The 22501-nt window shown below is 53.8% G+C and carries 13 protein-coding genes; 5 read left to right on the forward strand and 8 right to left on the reverse strand.

Annotated features, from left to right (window positions below):
• Window positions 1–16: 16 nt before the first annotated feature.
• From FIV45_RS14205 to FIV45_RS14225, 5 genes are all read right to left on the reverse strand, one after another.
• The gene (locus tag FIV45_RS14205) at window positions 17–2512 is read right to left on the reverse strand and encodes a TonB-dependent receptor (protein ID WP_181040084.1); all 2496 of its coding nucleotides are present in this window, start codon (window positions 2510–2512) and stop codon (window positions 17–19) included.
• Between the two features lie 172 nt (window positions 2513–2684).
• A complete protein-coding gene (locus FIV45_RS14210; RefSeq protein ID WP_099475081.1) occupies window positions 2685–3812 on the reverse strand; it encodes an ABC transporter permease in 1128 nt (375 codons plus the stop codon).
• Window positions 3812–4735, reverse strand: coding sequence for an ABC transporter ATP-binding protein (locus FIV45_RS14215; RefSeq protein WP_099475096.1), 924 nt, complete (start codon window positions 4733–4735; stop codon window positions 3812–3814). The genes FIV45_RS14210 and FIV45_RS14215 overlap by 1 nt, the downstream gene beginning before the upstream one ends.
• Before the next feature lie 14 nt (window positions 4736–4749).
• Complete coding sequence (locus FIV45_RS14220; protein ID WP_099475080.1) at window positions 4750–5691, reverse strand: HlyD family secretion protein; 942 nt, start codon at window positions 5689–5691, stop codon at window positions 4750–4752.
• Entirely contained in the window at window positions 5691–6422 is a 732-nt protein-coding gene (locus tag FIV45_RS14225; RefSeq protein ID WP_165777099.1) for a TetR/AcrR family transcriptional regulator, read from the reverse strand. The genes FIV45_RS14220 and FIV45_RS14225 overlap by 1 nt, the downstream gene beginning before the upstream one ends.
• Window positions 6423–6719: 297 nt before the next feature.
• Between FIV45_RS14225 and FIV45_RS14230 the strand changes: the two genes are divergently transcribed.
• The 5 genes from FIV45_RS14230 to FIV45_RS14250 all read left to right on the forward strand — a co-directional run bounded on the left by FIV45_RS14230 (window position 6720) and on the right by FIV45_RS14250 (window position 16652).
• A complete protein-coding gene (locus tag FIV45_RS14230) occupies window positions 6720–7370 on the forward strand; it encodes an RNA polymerase sigma factor (protein ID WP_099475078.1) in 651 nt (216 codons plus the stop codon).
• A 3-nt stretch (window positions 7371–7373) separates the two neighbouring features.
• Window positions 7374–8504, forward strand: a complete 1131-nt coding sequence (locus tag FIV45_RS14235) for a FecR family protein (RefSeq protein WP_099475077.1) — start codon at window positions 7374–7376, stop codon at window positions 8502–8504.
• A 280-nt stretch (window positions 8505–8784) separates the two neighbouring features.
• Window positions 8785–11496, forward strand: a complete 2712-nt coding sequence (locus FIV45_RS14240) for a TonB-dependent receptor (RefSeq protein ID WP_165777098.1) — start codon at window positions 8785–8787, stop codon at window positions 11494–11496.
• 351 nt (window positions 11497–11847) lie between these two features.
• Window positions 11848–13998, forward strand: coding sequence for an Atxe2 family lasso peptide isopeptidase (locus FIV45_RS14245; protein ID WP_099475075.1), 2151 nt, complete (start codon window positions 11848–11850; stop codon window positions 13996–13998).
• 506 nt (window positions 13999–14504) lie between these two features.
• Window positions 14505–16652, forward strand: a complete 2148-nt coding sequence (locus FIV45_RS14250; RefSeq protein WP_099475074.1) for an Atxe2 family lasso peptide isopeptidase — start codon at window positions 14505–14507, stop codon at window positions 16650–16652.
• Between the two features lie 1352 nt (window positions 16653–18004).
• On the opposite strand, the gene FIV45_RS14255 is transcribed toward FIV45_RS14250, so the two are convergent.
• The 3 genes from FIV45_RS14255 to FIV45_RS14265 are packed head-to-tail and all read right to left on the reverse strand — an operon-like array spanning window position 18005 to window position 22491.
• Window positions 18005–19861 carry an asparagine synthase-related protein gene (locus FIV45_RS14255; protein WP_099475073.1) on the reverse strand — a complete coding sequence of 619 codons (1857 nt, stop codon included), beginning with the start codon at window positions 19859–19861 and terminating at the stop codon, window positions 18005–18007.
• A 16-nt stretch (window positions 19862–19877) separates the two neighbouring features.
• On the reverse strand, window positions 19878–20609 hold the full coding sequence (locus FIV45_RS14260) for a lasso peptide biosynthesis B2 protein (protein ID WP_181040085.1): 732 nt from the start codon (window positions 20607–20609) through the stop codon (window positions 19878–19880).
• 34 nt (window positions 20610–20643) lie between these two features.
• On the reverse strand, window positions 20644–22491 hold the full coding sequence (locus FIV45_RS14265) for an asparagine synthase-related protein (RefSeq protein ID WP_099475071.1): 1848 nt from the start codon (window positions 22489–22491) through the stop codon (window positions 20644–20646).
• Between the last annotated feature and the right edge of the window lie 10 nt (window positions 22492–22501).

Genomic DNA, 22501 nt, shown 5'->3' on the forward strand with positions numbered 1-22501 from the left:
GGGATACCCGATTACATTAGAAATAACGCTTCACAGTGATCGACCATTCCCGTGGCCGTGCATAGACGCCTTCGAAAACGCCGTCTGTGGAGTTATCACCCGCCACCAGATATGTCTGGTCGGTCAGGTTGCGCACGCCAAGTTTGACTTTCCAGTTGCTGTCTTCATCTTCAAAAATGAAGGCCGCATTCAGCAGAGACAAGCCCGGCTGGATCAACAGGTTTGTGTTCTTCGCGTCATTGGCAATTTTGCTGGTATAGGAATAATCCACCCGCGGCGTTACCGTCCAGTCAGACCCCAGCGCAATGGTATAGCCCACCGCCATATTCAGGGACCATTCCGGTGTATTGACCAGAAGATGATCTTGCGTCAAACCGGCGGAAGCCGCCTCGGCGTTAATGTCGGTATATTGGGCGTCGAGATACCCCAGACCGGCTTCGATCACAAGTTCATCCGTCGGCACGGCAGTCAATTCCAGCTCTACACCCTTAATTTCGGCCGCCGCCGCATTCCGGGTGATGATGCCGATGTCCTGATCAGATGTCGTGCCCGGTGTCTGTTCGGTCACATTCACCTGCATATCTGTATAATCAGTGAGGAAAGCCGCCCCGTTCAGGCGTACTCTGTTATCCATAAAGCTGGATTTGAACCCAACTTCATAGGCTTTCACCTTTTCCGGGCGGGCGCTTGGCACATCGGGACGCGCCGGGAAAACCCGCTGCGTGAAGGTGCCGCCTTTATAGCCTTCGGAGTAAGACGCATAGGTCATGAAATCATCTGTCCAGCGATAGGACAGGTTGGCATGAACATCAAACACCTTGGCTGTAATACAGCTGTTTTTCTGGGCAACGACCGCGTCGCTGTCCCCGGTGGCCACGGCTTCCCCGCAGATCGCACTGTCTACAAGAGGCAAGACCTCGGTTCCCACCGGAATGCCCAGACCATTATCCTGCGCCACAAGTGATTTCGGCAGGAAGATTTTTTTGTCGTCGGTCCAGCGCGCACCAAGCGTCAGGCTCAGTTTATCATTAAAATCATAGGTCGCCTGACCAAAAGCCGCCTTGGATGTATTGTCGACAGAACCGCCACTGTTAAAGACAGATCCCGGCAGTTCCACGATATCCAGATGGGTGCCGTCTTCCTGGAAATAATACAGGCCGGCAATCCAGTTCAGCGCCCCGTCTGCGGCACTGCCCAGAAGCTGGAATTCCTGTGTGAACTGGGTCTGCTGGAAATCATTGACCGCCTGCAGAATAAGCAGCGGGGAATGATCGACGTCGCGGGACCAGAAACCGCTGACTTCGCGGTAAGCCGTGATCGACTTGGCGGTCAGGTCATCATTGATATCCCAATCCATTCCTAATGATACGCCCCAGATATCCAGATCGGATTTCGGTTCCATCGGACGTCCGAGAACCGTGTTGACCAGTTCATTCGGCGTTGTATGAGTGCTATATGTCGCGTGTGGTCCGGCAATCCATTGGGCATTCCAGCAGGTCGGATCCTGCAGGCGGGCCGCATTGGATGTGTCGGCGCAAACTGCACTCGGCATCGGCAGACCATGGCGGTCATTGAAAATCGGAATGGCGCCATTGGCCACCAGAGGGAAGAAAGCGTTCTCATCCACACCGATCAAGACGTTGGCGGCGGGGTCTTCGCGTTCGCGGGTACCATCAACCGCGATGTTGATTTCAAAATTATCCGACGGCAGAATGCGGAAGGACGCCCGACCGGACCAGGAATCTTCCCCGCCCAATGACGGACCGCCCGGAAGCAGGTTTTTCACATAACCGTCCCGTGTCTTGCGGGACCCGGAAAAGTTGGTCATGAACGTGTCAGAAATCGGCACATTGATTCCGAACCGGACATCAGTTCTATTATCGCTGCCGATGGTCGCCTCGCCATAGCCTTCGAGCTCTTCATGCGGTTTTTTGGTGGTGATGCTGATCGCGCCGCCAATGGTATTGCGGCCAAACAGGGTTCCCTGCGGTCCTTTGAGAACCTCAACCCGCTCCACATCCAGCATATCCATCACACCGCCGACGGAACGGGCGATATAAACGCCGTCGAGATAGAGACCCACGCCCGGATCAGTCGCCAGCGCCCAGTCAATCTGGCCAATGCCGCGAATATAAATCGCCGCAGAGGAGCTTGAGCCTGAAATCGCGGCGGTATTATCAAACACGAGGTTCGGGGTAAACTCGCCAATCTCGGAAATATCGGAAATGCCGCGCGCCTCGATACCGGCGCTGGAGAAAGCGGTAATCGAAATCGGCGTATCCTGCAGGTTCTCTTCCCGCTTCCGCGCCGTTACTGTGATTTCATCCAGGAAAGCGTTGGTTGCTTTGGACGGTTCCTGAGATGCAGCTTCCTGCGCGTGTGCCGCGCCCATTGGCAACGCCATACTCAGCGCACTGATCGCAACGCCATATTTTAAGGCGTGCAGAATTTTGGATTGTTTGTGAACAAAATTAGAATTTTGGCCGGATTGACCTATATCGTCCCTGAACATCATTATACTCCCTGATTGTTCTATTAAATCACTTTTAAGGTTATATTCGTTTTTATCGTTAATTTTAAGTCTAAAATACTTTTCAAATTTGTCAATCAGTTATTTCATACGTGAAATAATCTAAGGTGAGAAAAACGATATTATCCTGAAAAGTCACCATAGGGTCGTAAAATCAGTCCAGTGTGCGGCGGTACCGTAACAGCGCTAATGAGGCCGCCCCGAGAAGAATGGCCAGCAAAGGCCAGATTTCCGTTGTCAGATCCCCCAGCCCGGCGCCTTTCAGCATAATACCCCGCACCAGACGCATATAATGGGTGGCCGGCAAAACTTCCCCGATCACCTGGGCCCAGCGCGGCATCCCGAGAAAGGGAAACATAAAACCCGACAACAGGATTTGTGGCAACAACAGAAAGAAGGTCATTTGCAAGGCCTGCATCTGAGTCCGGGCCAGTGTAGAGAAGAGAAAACCCAGAATCAGGTTCACCACCACAAAAAGAGTTGTCACCGCCAGCAACAACAATAGCGACCCGACAAAAGGAATATGAAAGATATACAAGCCCGCCAGCAGGATCACCGCTGTCTGGGAATAACCAACAATCACATAAGGCGCAATCTTTCCCAGCATCATTTCCAACGGCCGCACCGGGGTCGCAAGCAGATTCTCCATGGTCCCCTGCTCACTTTCCCGGGTCAGTGCCACCGCCGTCATCATGCTCATGGTCATGGCGAGGATCACCCCGAGCAGCCCCGGCACGATATTATAATGGGTCAGCCCCGCCGGGTTATACCGTCGATGAACCACCACCTCCACCGGCCAGGGATCAGACGCGACGGCCGCACCGCCAAAATCACGCCGCAGCCCCGAAGCCACAATCTGGTTGATTGAATTGAGCGCCCCCGAGGCGGCCGAGGGATCTGTTGCATCGGCGACCAACAGCATCTGTGGCCGCAGACCCCGGTGCAGATCACGGGAGAAATGCTCCGGAATGATCATCAGATAATTGACCCGCCCTTCCCGCATCAGCCTTTCGGCCTCGTCTTCTGTAACCGGCCGGTGGCTTATGTCAATAAATGTGGAGTTTTCAACCGCCGCGACCACAGCCCGTGACAAGGCCGACTGATCCCGATCCATCAGGGCGGCCGGCAAATGGCGCGGGTCGGTATTGATGGCGAAACCAAACATGATCAACTGCATCATCGGCAGGGCGATCATCATGGCCAGCGTCATACGGTCCCGGCGCATCTGGATAAATTCCTTCAACAGCACCGCCACAAGGCGGGAAAGGGAAAATCTCACCATCAGAAATTGTCCTCCGCGCCGCTCATCAAATGAATAAAGGCCTCCTCCAGGCCGGCCAGACGTTCTGACCACATCAGATCGGGATCATTGCGCAACGGGGCGATGGCCTTGTCCAACGCCGCCTTGTCCCGTCCGCTGACATGCAGGGCGGTGCCAAAGCGGGAAACCTGTTCCACTCCCGGTGCGTCTTTCAGTTGCGCCGCCGCCGCTTTCAAACCCTTGCCTTCCGCCCGCCAGGTATAAAGCCCGACCCTTTGCGCGATCTCGGTTGAAGGCGCGTCAATCAGCTTCTTGCCATAGGCGATATACACTATGTAATCGCATTGCACGGCCTCATCCATATAATGAGTCGACACCAGAATCGTCACCCCCTTGTCGGCCAGTTCATGAATGGTGTCCCAGAATTCCCGCCGCGCCTTGGGGTCCACCCCGGCCGTCGGTTCGTCTAGCAACAACAGCTTCGGGTCATGAATCATACAGGCCGCCAGCGCCAGCCTCTGCTTCCAGCCTCCGGACAGAGACCCGGCCAACTGATGCGACCGCCCCGCCAGCCCCAGATCTTCCAGCGCCGCCTGAACCCGCCGCTGTCGGTCCTTTACCTGAAACATACGGGCGATGAAGTCCAGGTTTTCGCCAATGGTCAGGTCCGCCCACAAGGAGAACTTCTGGGTCATATAACCGACCTCGGCCTTGATTTGTTCCGGCTGATGCACCACATCCCACCCCAGACAGCTTCCCTCACCTGCATCCGGGGTAAGCAACCCGCAAACCATGCGGATTGTCGTGGTCTTGCCTGACCCGTTGGGCCCGAGGAAGCCATATACCGCGCCTTTCGGCACCGTGAGGTCAAAGTTATCAACCACCGTCCGCCCGTCAAATATCTTGGTCAGGCCCCGAACATCAATGACAGTCTCGGTCGGCATTTTTGCCCCGCCTGTCACGGCAGAATTCCTTCAACCGGCTGACCATTGAGAAATTTATCCGGGTGATCAGGCGTGACTTCAAACATATAAACCAGCTTCGCCCGTTCCTTTTCGGTAAAGATAATCGGCGGGGTAAATTCCGCCTCATGGGCGATGAAGGTAATCTTGCCCTGCAAACCGGCCGGGCAATTGTCGCAGTACAGATCCATCACCCCGCCCGGATGCACCCGGGGCAACATCTTTTCCGGAACAAAGAAACGAATGCGCATCTGCCCCGGCGGCAAAAGAGACAACACCGGCTGCGCGGGACCTGCGGCTTCACCCTGCCGGCGAAATATTTCCTCAACCCGGCCCGCCACTGGCGCCTGTACCGTCCGGTCCTCCAGAGCAATTTGCGCCTGACGCACGGCGGCCTCCAGACGCACCACATCCCGTTCGGCGGCGGCGATAACGTCTTCCCGTGCCGGCAGCCGCACCAGATCAAGCCGCGATTGCGCCTCGGTCACCCGCGCCCTGGCGGCATCCCGGGTCGCCCGATCCTGATCCAGACGGGCGACGGGCACAACGCCGCGCGCCACCAGATCCTGACTTCTCTGAAAACTCTGTTCCGCCAAGATCAATGCCGCCCTGGTTTCGGCGAGATTTTCCTGCGCCGCGCGAATTTCTTCTGGCCGCCCGCCTTTGCGGAGATTGGCAAGCTGGGCCGCGCTGGCCTGCCGCGCCGCAATTCCTTCCTCAAGACGCGCCGTGGCCTCTGCCGTATCCAGGTGAAACAACACCGTACCGGCCGCCACCCGGTCACCCTCCCTGACCGTGACCTGCTGCAGAATACCAGACGTCCGGGGCGCCAGATTCAGAGAGTGGCCTTCCACATACCCCTGCAAAACAGTCTGCGGGGCATCATCGCCACACGCCGCCAGGGCAAGAGCCAAAAGACCTAAAATGATCTGACGCATCAGTTCTTCTCCTTTTCCGCCACAATACCGTTCAGGAACAGATCAAGGTGAGACTGCGTAATCTCTTCCGGCGAAAGCGGATCTTCGTCAGACCGCAGAAACACCCCGTTCCAGATCAACTGTAACAGAATGACGCCAATAAAAGAGCGCACGGCAATATGCGGCGTCACATTTCTTCTGAATTCCCCATTTTCAATACCCCGCGCGATCACACCCTCGACCGCCTGCATCACCACCTCGACCACGTCCGCTCGATACCGGTGCACCAGTTCGGGAAAATTTCCGGCCTCGGCGATAATTAACAGCGGCATGGCGCTCACCTTGGAATCCACCGTGCGTTGCGCCGCCATCTGCAACATCATTCGCAACATATCGGCCGCGCTGACAGACATATCCGCAGCCGGCGCCGACAGCATCTGAGCAGCCATCTGCTGCAGACCCATGGCGATCGGTTTAACCGTTCTTTCCACCAAGGCCTGCAACATGGCTTCCTTACTGTCAAAATAGAGATATACCGTGCCCTTGGACAGACCGGCATGCCGGGCGATGTCTTCAATGCGCGCCCCGGAAAATCCCCGCGTGCGAAACTCGATCAAGGCCCCGTCCAGAATAGCCTCTGGTCGTTCTTCCGGCTTGCGGCGCCATCGCGGCGCATCCGGGCGTCCCCCTGCGGGAGAAGATGCCTCTGTTGGTGGTTTCTTTCTTGGTTCGGCAGGCTTGCGTAAGGTCATGTTATCGCGACTCCTTTTATTAATAAATAACCAGTCATTTATTAAATTGCAAGAAGAATCCTTTGCCCTGTCTTCGGGAAACGATGCCCGGCTCCCTCTAACCGGCATATTTCCGGACAAAAAAACTGGTGAACAGACCGGAAAATCACGATTATTTTCCTTAAGGTAACCATTTGCCAGATATGAAAAATATGGTTTCCCGCCGAGAATCATGCTATAAAGGATCATTATTCCTCTTGCATTTGTCGGAGAGGGTGTATTAGCTTCAAAGGAAAAAAGCAGCAGCGGGAGGCTACTGTGTCAGGCTACAAAACCGACAACAAATTGGGGGATACTTCACATAATGCCGATCAGATATCGTCTATCGACACGTCCCCTGCCGCCACGCTGGAAAGCATGTCTATTCCCCTGCAGCGGAACCGTTTCCTGACAGAAGTCTATTATAATTGCCAGACAGATCTCTGTGCCTATATCCGCAAAACTTTTGGCGGCGGCCCCCCCGACCCAGAAGATGTGGTGCAAACCGCCTTTTGTAAGTTCGCCGCTCTGGAAGACCCCTACGCCATACGTAACCCGCATGCGTTTCTGCTCACCACAGCCCGCAACATCATATTCGATCACCATAAAAAAGCAAAAACCCGCAACAATCACTTGCGGCAGGTGGCGGAAGATCGCGCCGCCGAATTCAGGCTTTTCGACGATTTGACCCCCGAACGCGTCATATTGGGGAAAGAGGAATGTGACATTTTGCGACGGGCCCTGAAAAACATGTCGAAGAAAAGACGCGAGCTATTGCTCTTGCATCGCGTTCATGGCATGTCATATGTTGACTTGGCCAAGCGGACCGGCTTGTCCCAAACCACAGTGAAATATCATGTCGCCATGGCGTTTTCAGAGTGTCTGTCCGCCATGGATGATGCCGGGATCGGACCCGGAAACGAGGATTGATATATGGCGTTTATGATGGCTGACAATATGACCGTGAAGGAACAGGCGGCGCTGTGGATCGTGCATTTATCATCCGAGCCCCCCAGTCCCCAGGACCGGCGTGACTTTGACGCCTGGCTGGCGAAGGACCCGGCCAACCGGGCAGAATATGATCGCGCCCGACGACTGTGGGCCGGATTGAGCGGTGCCGAGGGACTGGCCGATCTGGTCGATACGCCCGATATCGCCGTGTCTGATTTTCCGTCCGAGCAAACCGGGGCCGCCGCGGCACAACAATCTCTGCACCTCCAGAGTGTGAAAAATTCTGGCGGTTTCCGCCGCGTGATGAGTGCGGCAGCAGCGCTTTTCCTGCTGATCATGACATCTCTTCTTATTCTGCAGGACACCACATTTTTCTCAGGCGGCACAGTGCACGCCACGGAGATTTCGGAAATTCGCGATGTTGTTCTGCCGGACGGCAGCCGGGTGACGCTCGGGGCGAAATCAATGATCCGTACAGATTTCACCGATACGGAACGGCGGGTGACCCTGGCCCAGGGCGAGGCCTTCTTCGCGGTTGAAAAAGATCCCGCCCGCCCCTTTATCGTCACCGCCGGCGATACCCGTGTCCGGGTGGTTGGCACAAAATTTGATATGCGGCACGGGGTGGGCGAAGTCAAAGTCACTGTGCTCGAAGGTATTGTCGAAGTCGACAGGGTTCCGGCCACGCCATCGGCCCTGACAAAGCAGGCGACAGCCAATGTTTCCCCGCAGCCTTCCCCGTCCGACCCGCCCGGGACAGAGGAAAGCCACTTGCGTACGAATGTTCTCACCGCCGGTCAGGAAATCATTGCCGCCGTCCGCGGGTCTTCCTTTATCCGCGAATTGCCGTCCCAGAAAATAGGCGTCTGGCGTTCCGGACGACTGGTATACGCGGATGAAACGTTGCGGGAAGTTGTCGCCGACGCCAACCGCTATTACCGCAAGGAAATTCGCCTGGCCTCAACCGACCTCGGGGAACTGCGGATTACAGCGTCCTTTCGCGCCGAACAGATAGAACAGATGATCCGTAGCCTGATCGCCGCCTATGGGCTGGAAGCCGATCAGCGCGATGGCGAGGTCATCCTGCGGCGCAAGCAAGCCAACCCGGCCTGATCATCAGATCAGCCGCGCAAGCGATGCAACCGGTAAAATTTATTTATTTCTGGACTATTCTTTAACCTGATTTATTTCGCGGCGTTTTTTGCAGATGTTTAGACGATTGCATCTAGCCATGCGTCATTCCCGTACAGCGCCATGAAAAAAGAACTGGCGCTGCATGGCGTGCCCTCTGCGGCGCGATGCCTTTTGCGGGTTCACGTCATGACATCTTTAGAAAAGAATAGGGAAGAAAATAATGGAAAATGGAATAAAAAAGATCGCATCTGGACCCAGAATGAGATCAAAATTCCTTGGCGCGGTTTCAGCGGTCGTCCTCTCGATGACACCATATGGTGTCAGCGCACAGGCCGAAGAAGCCAGCCAGAAAATTGACATCGGCGCCCAGTCCTTACAGAGCGCTTTACTGAAATTCTCCGAACAGACCGATATTGTCGTCGTCGCCCCAAGCGCCCTGGTCAAAAACAAGACGGCCCCGAAAGTGGTCGGCAACCTGCCACCTTATCAGGCCCTGTCCCGGCTTCTTGTCGGGTCCGGCCTGAAATATGCCCGGGGCGCAGATGGTGAAATCACCATCGTATCCAGCGCCGATCAGATTGGAATTGCCGCAAACGCATCTTCTACCCAACTGGCCATGTATCAAAATTCAGAACAACAAAATGACGCCACGTCAAACTCACAAGACCAGGCAGTCAGGCAGACCGGGAACAGCCAGGAAGAAGAAGATCTGATGGAGCTCCAGGAGATCATCGTCACCGGCTCCCACATCCGCGGTGCGGGCGCAGTAGGGTCCAAGGTTTTTACCTATGACCGTAGCGAGATTGACCTTCAGGGTTTTGCCACCCTGCCTGATTTCATGCGTAGCCTGCCGCAGAACTTTAATGGGGGCTTTAGCGAAAGCACCGCCGCCCAATTTGGTGGTTCCTCCGCAGCGTCACGTGGGAATCTGGTCATGGGCAGTGGGGTAAACCTGCGGGGCCTTGGCAATACATCAACCCTGGTTTTACTGGACGGCCAACGCCTGTCTCCTGCTGGGTCCGATGGCAGTTTTGTCGATATTTCGATGATTCCACTCGCCGCCATTGAAAGCATCGAAGTCCTGGCCGACGGGGCCTCCGCGACCTACGGCTCTGATGCTGTCGGCGGGGTGGTGAATTATAAAGTTCGCAAAGATTATGATGGCGCAGAAACCCGTATGCGGTATGGTTTCGCCACGCAGGGTGGGCTGGAAGAAATTCAGGTGGGACAGACATTTGGTCGCGCCTGGGATGATGGACATGCGCTGATTACCGGTGAATATGGCAGCCGGGATGCCTTAGACGCCAAAGACCGCCCGTTCTCAGAAGACGCTCCCGAATTTAACCACCTCCTACCCGAACATGAGCGCTATAGCATTTTCGCAACCGGTGGTCAGAAGTTGGCCGATAATCTGGAAGTTTCCACCAAGGCCTACTTCAGCCGCAGGGACAGTGCGCGCCTGGTTAACCAGCCACGCCCTGCTCCCCTTCCGCCCGCTATTCCCTTTTCGAGTCTAACCTCCGCCACCAAGCAGTATGGCGGCACCTTGGGAGTGACCGTTGACCTCGGAGACACCATCAATAATGACTGGCGCATCAAGGTCGTTGGCGGCTACAACCGCCTTGATACCAACATTGAAACTTTCGAGTTTGCAGCCCAGACTGTAACAGGAACAACTATACGGGAATCCGAAACAACTTCTCTGGATGCTCTTGCAGATGGCACCATTTTTACACTTCCCGGCGGGAAGGTCAAACTGGCGGTTGGTGGACATTACAGAGAAGAGGATTTTTTCAACCCCACAGCTATGACCAGATTTGACCGTAACGTCAAAGCGGCATTTGGCGAACTGTTTGTCCCTCTTGTCGGTGAAGACAACCGGATGCCAGGTGTAGAAAAGTTGGAAGTCAGCATGGCGTTGCGCTATGAAGATTACAGTGACTTTGGTAATACAACCGATCCTAAAATTGGAGTCAAATGGTCTCCTTTCGAGGGGTTGAACTTGCGGGGTACATATAGCACTTCGTTCCGAGCTCCTTTATTGACGGAACTGGACGATAGTGCGAACTTCGCCTTCCTGCTCAACGCCACAAATGCACAAGGTGGAAGCAATGTTCTTGTCGCACTTGCTGGCGACGGGAACCCGGCCTTACAGCCTGAATCTGCCGATATCTGGACAGCAGGATTTGACTTTTCCCCTGCAGCCCTTTCAGGACTTAATGTGAGTGCAACCTATTTCAGCATAGAATATAAAGACAGGATATTAGCGCCACCTTTCATAAGTCTGTTCAGCATCCTCACAGATCCGACGTTGGCAGAGTTGATAGATCTGAATGCGCCGGATGCCGAAACTCAGGCCATGATTGACAGGTATGGTCAGTTCAATTTTACGACATTCATTCCGCCATTACGTGATTTCTCCGATGCGGATGCCGTATTTCGTGGCTTTGTGTCCAATATCGCGAGGACGGAAACGTCAGGCATTGATTTTTCAGCCTCCTATGCTTTGGAAACAGTGGATTCCGGAACGTTCAATTTTTCCGTTGGTGGCACGTATCTCCTCGACTTTATGCAGCAAGTTACAGCCAGTGCACCGGCTCAGGATGCTTTGAATGTTATTCAAAACCCGGTTGACCTGCGGCTCAATGGTGGGGTTTCCTGGACACTTGAAGGGTTCACAGCCAGTGTAAGGCTTAGTCATATTGATGGATATACGGACAATATCTCCGATCCCGATGGTGTTCCGGTCGATTCCTGGACCACCACTGATTTGTCGTTGCGTTATAACACAGGTGATCGTTTCGGCGGTTGGCTGGACAATACGTCCTTCGTGGTCAGTGCCCGCAACCTGTTTGATCAGAATCCGCCTTTTGTCCAGTCTCTTCGGCAAAACTCGGAAGTCAATTACGACCCCAACGCCCACTCTCCAGAAGGCCGGGTGTTGAGCTTTAATATTGTGAAACAGTGGTAACTTCCTTGGCGTAACTTGATACGATCTTTTCTTGAAGGAAAGGTCGTATCATCATTCACAAAATACGTCTTCCCGGTCCCTCCGAAGGGAAGACGCCGCGAAAGCAGGGGTGCGATTCCATCCCCCCCTGCTTTCCACTTTTTAAGTCCATAAAATTTAATCATAAAAAGACGAACACCTGCACAAGCACGCCGCCACCGACATCGCCCCTGTATAACTGCCGGCTAAATTCTCGCGGTTTACCGGCAGCACACAAGGTTCAGGCAATCTTGTTACGTTAATTCTAAAAACCAACGATCCAGTAGATACGTTTTGACAATCTTTATTCATACGAGATGACGGAATTCTGACATGAAAATAAAACCCGTGCCCCCTGCCATCTTCGGCATCATGATAATCGTACTGACCCTGGGGTTGACCGCCCCGCTGCAGGCAAAGTCTGCCCCGCCCAAACGGGACATTACCATCGATGACCTGATTTCGATCCGCGATATCAGCAGCATGCGCCTGTCGCCCGACGGCAAATATATTGCCTTCCAAACGGTGCAGCGCCATAGTGACAGCAATGATTTCACCCTGCAGTGGTATATTGCACCGACACAAGCTGGCGCCACGGCGCGGATTGTCGATACCGGGACAGAACCCTTCATCATCAAACCCGCCGGATACCTGACCGGCAGCACCATCGCCTGGACCCCGGACAGCAAATGGATCTATTACACCAAGAGAAAGCAGGACAGCATTCAGGTCTGGCGCGCCTCCCTGAACACGCAACAGGCCCAGCAGATCACCCATAAGCCCGGCGACATCCAGAGCATGCGCATGGGCCCGGACGGCAAACGGTTATTTTTCACCTTGGGCCGCACCCACGCAGAGATCCAAGCCCTGAAGGCCGACGGCGACCGCCGTGGATATCTGGAACAAAACCCCCCGCTCTATTATGTTTCCCACGGGCCAATGATCCCGCCCTGCACCGACGGCAAACCCCGCAGCAAGACGTTCGACAAAAACCTCGCCTGTCTGCTGACCAACTGGGTTTATGATATCGGGGCCGGCAGTGTCCGCACCGCCGCGCAGGCCGAGCTTGACGCCCTGCCGCCTCTGGACGATACGCTGGATGTCATCGCCAGAATGGGCATCCAGATGAGCAAGACCGTCAGGAAGATGCAGACCCCGTCCCCAGATGGCGGCCGGCTCGCCTGGATCGAAAATGCCGATCCCGAGGTTTATAAAGGCGTCTTTCCGCTCATGGCGCTCACCGCCACCACCGCCGACGGCACACCCCTGCGCTGCCCGGCCCCGGAATGCCTTGATCAGGATCTGGTCGGCTTTGGCGGCATCTGGTGGCACCCCAATGGCCGGGAAATTATTTTCAAGGTCAATAATGATCCGCACCACAGCCTCACCGCCTTCTACGGCTGGACCCCGGGCGACCAGCATGTGCGGCCCCTCCTGCGCAGCGACGACAGCCTGTCCGGCTGTCAGATCACCGGCCTGCGGCTGATCTGCGGCCAGGAAAGCTGGACCTCGCCCAAGAAAATCTCCGCCCTTGATCTGGAGAGTGGCAAGCTGACCCCGCTTATCGACGTGAACCCCGACTTTAAGGCCATCCGCTTTACCAAGGTGGAGAAAATCCTCGGCGAGGATGCCTATGGCCACAAGGTCTACGGCCACCTGGTCTATCCCAAGGACTATCAAAAGGGCAGAAAATATCCCCTGATCGTCACCCAGTATCATTCCTACGGTTTCCTGCGCGGCGCCACCGGGCATGAACAGCCGATCCACGCCTATGCCCGCGACGGCATTGCGGTGCTGAGTTTTGACCACCGCCTGAACAGGGCGGACTATCAGAAAACAGCCGTTTTCCCCGGCACCAATGTCGCCCATTTCACCAATCTGCATATCAAGGAAGGCCCGGCGACGGCCGTGGAAAATATGGTCGACAGGCTGGTTGCGCGCGGCATCGCCGACCCGGATCACATCGGTGTGACCGGCTTTAGCTACGGCGATCAGGTGCTGAGCACAATGCTCCTGCGGCGCAACTATGCCGCCGTCTCCTCCGCCGGACCGCCCTCCGTGCCCTTGCATAACGTCCTGCCCTACAGCAGCAACACCGCCAAAGCCTTTGCGGAAATTTTTGGCAAGCCGTTCAGTGAGAAAGGCCTGGAGATGCGGGTTAAATATTCTCTGGAGGCCCACGCCAGCGAGATCGACAGCCCGATTCTGATGAATGTTACCGATAAGGAAGTCTACAGCATGCTCAGTGTCTATTATGCGCTGACAGGCGAAGGCAAACCGGTGGAGATGTATACCTATCCCGACGAGTATCATATCAAGTGGCAGCCGGCCCATAATTACTGGATTTATAGCCGCAATCTCGACTGGTTCAACTTCTGGCTCAGGGGGGCGGAAGACGGCGCCCCGGAAAAATCCCCGCAATATGAACGCTGGCGCAAATTGCGGGAAACGCATGAAACGCATTTAAAGGGGATAAAAAAGTAACGAGGCGAGAGGGAGGCATCCTCTCCACAAGAATGGCGGGCCTCCCCTCTCAGACAACAAGTCTTTCAGTCTGGATACTCGCAAAAAATATCAGGTTGCAATATATGGTCAGGTGGAAAGCACGCCCCCTTATTAACTCGTGTAACTTGATGTATTTTTCCCAGATTTATCATAAATATCTCCTGTCATGTTTCAAAGAAATGCCGAAACGGTCCGAAAAAAACTGATCTGGACACCTCAATGTTCAACGAAGATATCCGGCACAAGCAGGTGATCCGGCTTACCTACACATTTATAAATTTTCGTAATTTCCGTGGTCTTTCCAAGAACAATCATAATCGCCTCCTATGTCTCAAGTAATTAAAAACGCCGAACCATTTCGACAATCACCAGTTTAATGGAAATCTTAACCACACTCAAAATTATAAGATTTTTATAAAAGGTAAATATCCATCAAACGTCTTTCATCATGAAAGCCACAGCCCCAATCAAAAGGAAAGATCATTATGCTCCCTTTTATTTCACCTCGTTTATCTTCCCTTGCCTTTTTTCTCCGGCTTCTGTTTTTAGCGACCACCGGCATCATCACCGCCGTGCAGGCCGCGCCCAAACGGGACATTACCGTCAGGGATCTGGTGGAGTTTCGCGACGTACAGACCATCCGGCTGTCCCCGAACGGTCAGTATGTCGCCTTTCAAACCCTCCAGCGCCACGCGGACAGCAATGATTTCACCGTCGCCTGGTATATCGTCGCCACACAGCCCGGGGCCGCGCCCCATATCGTGGACACCGGCACCGAACCTGTGCGCGACGACCGTATCGGACAATTTTTCCCGAGCGCAATCGTTTGGGCCCCGGATAACGACTGGGTTTATTTCACCAAAAAGCATCAGGGCACGATCCAGATCTGGCGCAGTTCCCTGAACGCCGCCAAGGCCGAACAGATCAGCCATCAAGCCGGCGATGTGATGAGCCCGCGCCTGTCCCCGGACGGCGCCAAACTTTTCTACACCATGGGGCGCAGCCACGCGGAACTGGCGGCGCTTAAGAAAACCCTCGCCCGGGACGGCTATCTGCAACAGAATCCAGCGCTTTATTATCTCGAACATGGTCCGATGATCCCCTTTTGCACCGATGGCCGGGCGCGGATTTCCCTGGGCAGTGATAAGCTATCCTGCCGGTTGAAAAATTTCGTCTATGATATCGCCTCCGGCACAACCCGTAACGCCACTCAGGATGATCTCAAGCTGTTGGGCGACCAGGATGATGATTTCTCGACCATGATGCGTCAGGGGCCACTCAAGGGCGCCGACCTGAAGTTTCGCACAAAGATGTCTCCGGACGGGAGCGCAAGGGCCTGGGCCGAGAATGTCGACCCCGAAATCTATAAGGGCTTGCGTCCCCCGGTGGTTCTCACCGTCCGCCATAACGGTGATACCATCCGGTGTGCCGCGCCCCAATGCCGCGGCATTCAAGGCACAGGCTTTCAGGATCTTTGGTGGTCCCCCAATGGTAAAGAAATCATCTTCAAGGTCGTGGACGGGCCTCACCACAGCCTGATCTCCTTTTATGGCTGGACACCGGAAACCCGGAAAATTCGTCAAATCCATAGCAGCAACGATATATTTTCCCAGTGCGAACTTACCGGCCTGCGCCTAATTTGTGGCCATCAAACCTGGACTTCCCCCACAAAAATCGTGGCGCTGAATAGTGTCACCGGCGGGATCACTCCTATCGCCAGCGTCAATCCGGAATTTGACGACATCCGATTCACCAAGGTCGAAAAAATTCTCGGCAAGGACGCCTACGGTCATGAGGTTTACGGTCATCTGATTTATCCCAAAGGCTATCAAAAGGGAAAAAAATACCCGCTGGTCGTTACCCAGTATCATTCCTATGGTTTTCTGCGCGGCGCCACAGGACATGAGCAACCTCTCCATGTTTATGCCCGCGACGGCGTGGCCGTGTTAAGTTTTGACCATCGCCAGAATTTTGATAAAGAACAGCAGAAGGCCCCTTTCCCTGATTCAAATATAAATCATGAGAAAAAGATCTATATCGAACAGCGCCCCGCGACCGCCGTGGAAAATATGATTGATGATCTTGTGGCCCGTGGCATCGCTGATCCTGATCGCATCGGCGTTACAGGCTTCAGTTACGGTGATGTGGTGCTGGACACACTTCTGATGCGACGCAATTACGCCGCTGCTTCCTCAACGGGACTGTCTTCCATCCCCCCTTACCGTAAATTCCCGCCCGGCGCAGGCCCCGGCAAGCGGCTGGATCATGCCTTTGGCAAACCCTTTACGCCGGAAGGCCACACTAAACGGCTGAAATATTCCCTCGCCGCCCAGGCCGATAAAATTGACACACCGATCCTGATGCAGACCGCTGACCGGGAATTTTATTTCATGTCGGACACCTATTATGCGCTGCTGGACGCAGGTAAGCCGGTGGAGTTATATCAATATCCCGACGAATATCATGTCAAATGGCAACCGGCCCACAATGAACGTATTTACAGTCGTAATCTAGACTGGTTCAAATTCTGGCTCAGGGGGGCGGAAGACGGTGATCCGGCAAAAGCCGCTCAATATGAACGTTGGCGGACCTTACGAGAAAGGCATAAGATAAATATGCAGACAAAGAAATAAGGTCCAAGAACATCTGAAAATAAAAGATTAAGCCCCCGCAAAAAAAGGGAAACACGGTGTCCCCACTGTGTTTCCCGAGTCAAGTTACGTCAAGTGATGCAGATACAGGCCTCCGGGAGCCGCATCATGCATATTCTGCCCGGCTCCTAGATCTGGCCGTCTGCAGGAACTTCAACAAAAATATCAGGCAGCAGCAGATGGTCTGGCACGCCTACAGGTTTTTTGATTTTTGTCGCTACGGATACTTTTCCAAGATCAATCATAGTTTTCTCCAGTCAGTTTAGAGTTGAGTTAATGTCGGATGGTTCCGACATCACAATTATATAATCATTTCAACTATCGTTCTAACTTTATAATTCTATTATATTATTTCAGATAGGAGCATAAAAACAACTCTGCTCCAGCTTAAAAGGTAGAACATATCCCTCCCCCTTGGCATTACTATTCAGCCTCTCTTCAAAATCAACATGTAAAGAAAGGAAATACCCCACACGAATCTTCAGGTATTTCAACAAATATATTGGGCGTCATCAGGTCGTCTGGAACACCTACGGCCTTTTTGACTTTGGTCATTACAGACACTTTCCCAAGATCAATCATAATATTCTCCCGTTCAGTTAGAGTTGAACCAATGTCGATTTATTCTGTAACCCCCTAATAAAATCAGACCTTGTTTTGTCTCAAAAGGGGGGAGACACGTTACAGTTTACCGTGTCTCCCCAGTCAACATACTACTCTGGTTTAAAGCATCATCCGAACAAAGCCGGATGATGCTTTAAGTTCCTTAAACCTGACCGTCCGCTGGGACTTCGACAAAGATGTCAGGGCGCAAAAGATGGTCTGGCACACCTATAGGCTTCTTGATTTTTGTCGCTACGGATACTTTTCCAAGATCAATCATAGTATTCTCCAGTCGTTTTAGAGTTGAGATAATGTCGAAGTTTTTCGACCTCACAAGTATATAATTATTTTAAAAATCGCCATAACTTTATAATTCTATTATATTATATTGATTTTTTTCAGAAAAAAAGAAACAAACCTAACGCTTTGTTTCCCAGTTCACTATTTTGTTCTAGTTTAATTTTTTATAGAGGTAGAGTTTCGCAAAATCTGCGCACCCCTTAAATCTGACCATCCGCAGGGACCTCGACAAAGATGTCAGGGGTCAGCAAATGGTCTGGCACACCTACAGGTTTCTTGATTTTTGTCGCTACGGATACTTTTCCAAGATCAATCATAGTATTCTCCAGTCATTTTAGAGTTGAGATAATGTCGAAGTTTTTCGACTTCACAAGTATACAATTACTCCAAAAGACTTCCCAACTTTATAATATCATTATATATTTTATATACTACGCTACATTAGACCTGACAATATCGGCAAAAGTTTCACCTTTCATTTTCCGGGCCCAAAGTTCAGCCGACAGATAGGAATGCACCCCGGCAAAATCCCTCAGTTCGATATCATGGTCGCGATTGAGGGTTTTTTCCAGACTGGCCCGGTCCAGTAGTCCTTCCCGCACCAATTCGCCATCCATCAGCAATTCCCGGAACTTGTCCAGGTTGGCCAATGTATAGGACCAGAAATATTTACCGCTCAATGATTTCGAACTGCGCCACACCACTTCCGGCGGCAACAGGTCCTTGAACGCCTTGCGCGCCAGGCCCCGGCCCTTGCCGTCCGCCAGCAACACCCACAGGGGAATCCTCAGACAGGTTTCAATCACCGGCAGCGACAAATAAGGTCGCAGGGTTTCGAAGAAATGTTCGGGAACCATCGCTTCTTCCCTTTTATACTGTCCAAAGATCAACGGTTCTATATGGTCGATTTTCCCCGGCGTGACATTCTCGCGAAATTCCAGCCAGGGATGGACCGTCTGCTCTTCCCGCTGCCGCTCGGCCTCGACCATATCCTGAACCTGGGCCGTTAAAAGACTGGTGGGTTGTGCGGCCACCGCCTCAATCCTGTTTTTACCAAAACCATCCCGCATGATTGAGGGCAGGATCGACCAGACGGACCGCTGCTGCATGCGGGAAGCTTCCATAATCAACCGAAACAACGGTGGCCGGATGCCGTGGGTCTTGAGATAGTCAATCACCGCATAATTCTTGCCGTGGCAATAAAGCATCTCATCCCCGCCAGAGCCGTTAAAAATCACCCCGCCGCCATTTTCCGTCAACCGGTCATGGATAAATTTCTTATAGGTCGGGGCCACGCAATGGTCGGTCGGCCAGGGCGTGATCGGCACCATATCATCCCCGTGAACCGTGAAACGGCTGACTTCCGCCTTATGTTCAATCAACGGCACGCCGAGGTGATGACAGGTCTGACGCACATAATAACGTTCATCCCCGCCAGGATCTTCTTCATAGGAATTTAGCCCTGTGAGTTTAAACGGGGCAGGCACCTGCGCCAAGGCCGCCATGAGAATGGATGAATCAAGACCGCCAATCATGTCTATGGCGCCATCATAGGGGGCCGCCATGCTGGTCACCGTCGCCAGAATGGCCTGGCGCAAGGTGCGGCTGGCTTCATCCACATCCTCGATCACGTCCGTCTGGGTAATCTTCTGCGGATTCCAGTAAAATGTTTTCGCCGTCCCCTCCGGGGTGATGGTCACACATTCTCCTGACTTAATTTTTGTCATTTCACAGATGGGAACCCGGGTGTGATCGACAGGATAAATCAATCCCTTGGCAATCACCGGCCAGTCGATGGAAAAATCAAGAAACCTGCAGGCCGCCACATCGGGCATATAGGTGAAATAAATCTCCACCCCGCGATAACCGGTCTTGTAACAGGGAAGCTGTCCCATGGGGTCCACCAGCACATATTTGCGCGGTCCGCGTTGAAAAAAGGCAACATAAGTGCCCCAGTAATCTTCCACCAGCGCCCGCCCGGACGTATGGATAACCCGGCGCGCCTCCGGTACCGTTATATGCGCATTACGGGAAACCGCTTCAGGACGGCGGTCGCGCGTCAGCAACTTGCCCACCACCACGCCGCCACTATTCTCATCCTGGGTCGGCAACGCATAAGCTTGCATACGGTTTGGTTCTTCGTCCCGGTGCATAACACACAGTCCTGAACCGTCATAGGCGGTCTGCCAGGCCGAGGACATATCCGTGAAGGTATTCTGCAGGAAATGCGCTGTCTCCGTCGCCTGAGGATCGGCCGCGTTCCAGATAAATGAGATGTAGCGGTACATGTCTTAATCCTTTTTGTTAAACAATCATGATCGGTTTGAAATCAGCCACCTGGGTGATCTGGCCGTTGTAAATGCGGCGACCTTCCTGAACCCACGCATGGGCCGCGAAGGGGCCCATCTGCACTCCGAAAACCACATGGGGGTAGATGCCGTAGGACGCCAGAAAGTTCACCATGGTCAGAGAATCGAACAGGCATTCATTATGGGCGGTGTAAAACAGACCTTTGAGAATGCGAAATATCTCGATCAGTTCGCGGATCTGCTCAATACTGGCCTCCGGCTGTGGACGCGCCGCCAGACGCGTTTGCCGTTTTTTGATCTTGTGGATGATCTTTTCCATGGGGTTGAACCACCACACCAGCCGGGTGTATAAAAACGCCTTCAGACACCGATAGACATGGCTGGCGCGAATGTCGGGCAGACCGTCATAAGGATAACCGCTGATTTCTCTTGTCACGGGCGGCAGGTCCGGCGCGCTGTGTTGGCGGGCCTTTTGGGGAGTATCCACCAGCAGGCCCTGTATCACCAGGTCTTCGATCAGTTTCTTAAAATGGTCCGGCCCCTGGGCGTCCAGTTTGTTCTGCCCTTCAAATAATAGGCTGAACACATATTTTTCTGTATCACTGAGCAACAAATAACTGTTCTGACGCAAATCAAGCACCACAAAGTGACCATCCACATTGGTATAGAAAATATGCTTCGCCAGGAAATACCGCTCCCGGATATCTTTCAAAAAATTTTCATGCATCATATTGCCTCGTTCCACTTAAGTTGAAGTCAAGTCAGGCCACTTTCGACCGGATAAAATCTGCGAATGTCTCGCCTTTTAATTTCCGGGCCCAGAGCTCCATATCCAGAAAATAAAACAAAAACCCGTGGTCCCCTTCGCTCATCTCCGCCGGGTTTTTCATGATATCTTCCAGATGGTCCCGACGCAGAAATCCCCCCCTGACCATTTCCCCTTCCAGCATCAGACCACGGATCACATCGATATTTTCCTGAATCAACGGCTTGCTCGGCGGGTAGATCGCCGATTTTGACGTGCGCCACACCACTTCCGGCGGCAGATCCTGCTGAAAAGCCTTGCGCGCCAGCCCCCGGCCCTTGCCATCGGCCAGCAGCAGCCACACCGGGATGCGCAAACAGGCCTCGACCACCGGCTGCATCAGAAAGGGATGCAGGGTGCTGTGGGAATGTTCCGGGGGCGCGAAACCTTCCCGGTCAAACCGCCCCGTCGCCAGAGGCGAAAGATGATTGAATTTTCCCGGCGGCACCCCGGCCGCCCGATGCGACCAGGGGTGGGTCTGTTCCGGGGCCGTCACCAACGCCAATATCTCTGGCGTCAGAAAGGCATGGGACCAGGTGCTGGATTGCTGCGTTGCGACAGATTCCGGCCCGGACAGCCCGCGGATAATTTCCGGCAGGATCGCCCAGACCGACCGGCGCTGCATCCGCGCCGCCTCCATTATCACTTTCACCAGTCCGGGACGCAGGCCGCGCAGTTTGATATAATCGATGGGACCAAAATTAAATCCGTGGGCATAAAGAATCTCGTCACCGCCAAAACCGTTGAACATTACCTCCGCCCTGACGTCTGTCATATATTGATTAACCACCCGTCGGTCCTGCATCAGGAACAGATAAAACGGTGGTGTCGACGTAACCGACATCTCGGACAGGGTCTGAAAATCCAGCGTCACCGGCGGCGCCTGATATTCAACAAGAGGCACATCCATATGAGCCACCGTCTTACGGACGAAATAACGTTCATCCCCCTCCCGGCTGTCGCCATACTGGTTGATGCAGAACAGTTCCGGGGCCGAAGGCGCCTGCCTCAGACAGGCCAGAAGGATGGAAGAATCCAGTCCCCCGATCGACTGCACGATACGACTGTATGGCGCGGCAAGGGCCGCCACCGTATCAAGGATGGTATGCCGCAACAGCGCCACCGCCTGATCCATATCGTAGATGATGTCGCTCTGGGCGATCTGTTGCGGGTCCCAGCAAAAATTGGCCCGCCTGCCGTCCGGTGTCAGGACCAGTCTCTGCCCCGGCAGAATCTTACTCACCCCGTTGATCGGGACATCCGTGCGTCCCTGACCATAGTTCAGCTTTTGCGCCACCCCTGTCCAGTCAACGGAAAGATCAATAAAATCGCAGGCCGCCATATCACGCAGCGCTGAAAAATATATCTCCACCCCGCGGTAAACCAGACAAAAACACCCCAGCCCGCCCATGGGATCCACCAGAATATATTTCCGGGATGCTGTCTGGAAAAAAGCCACATAGGCGCCCCAATAGTCCTCGGCCAGGCATTGTCCTTCCGTCTGCAAAACCTGCCGCGCCTCCGGAACGGTAAAGTCCGCATTTTGGGAAATGGCTTGCAACCGCCGGGCCTTGTGCAGCAATTTGCCAAGCACGACACCGCCCTGTTGATCCTGATGCGGGTACAGCGGATAGGCCTGCATGCGCCGTCGGGCGCCGCCCGTCTGCAATACCCGCATCCCCGCCCCGTCATACGGGACCTCCCATATTGTCTCTTCCGCGTTAAAATAATCGCTCAGAAAATCCGCCGTGGCGTCGGCCTTCGTATCTTCGGCATTCCAGATCAGTGCGATATAGCGGTACATGTCATGCTCC

The sequence above is a fragment of the Paremcibacter congregatus genome (assembly GCF_006385135.1).
Lineage (GTDB): Bacteria > Pseudomonadota > Alphaproteobacteria > Sphingomonadales > Emcibacteraceae > Paremcibacter > Paremcibacter congregatus.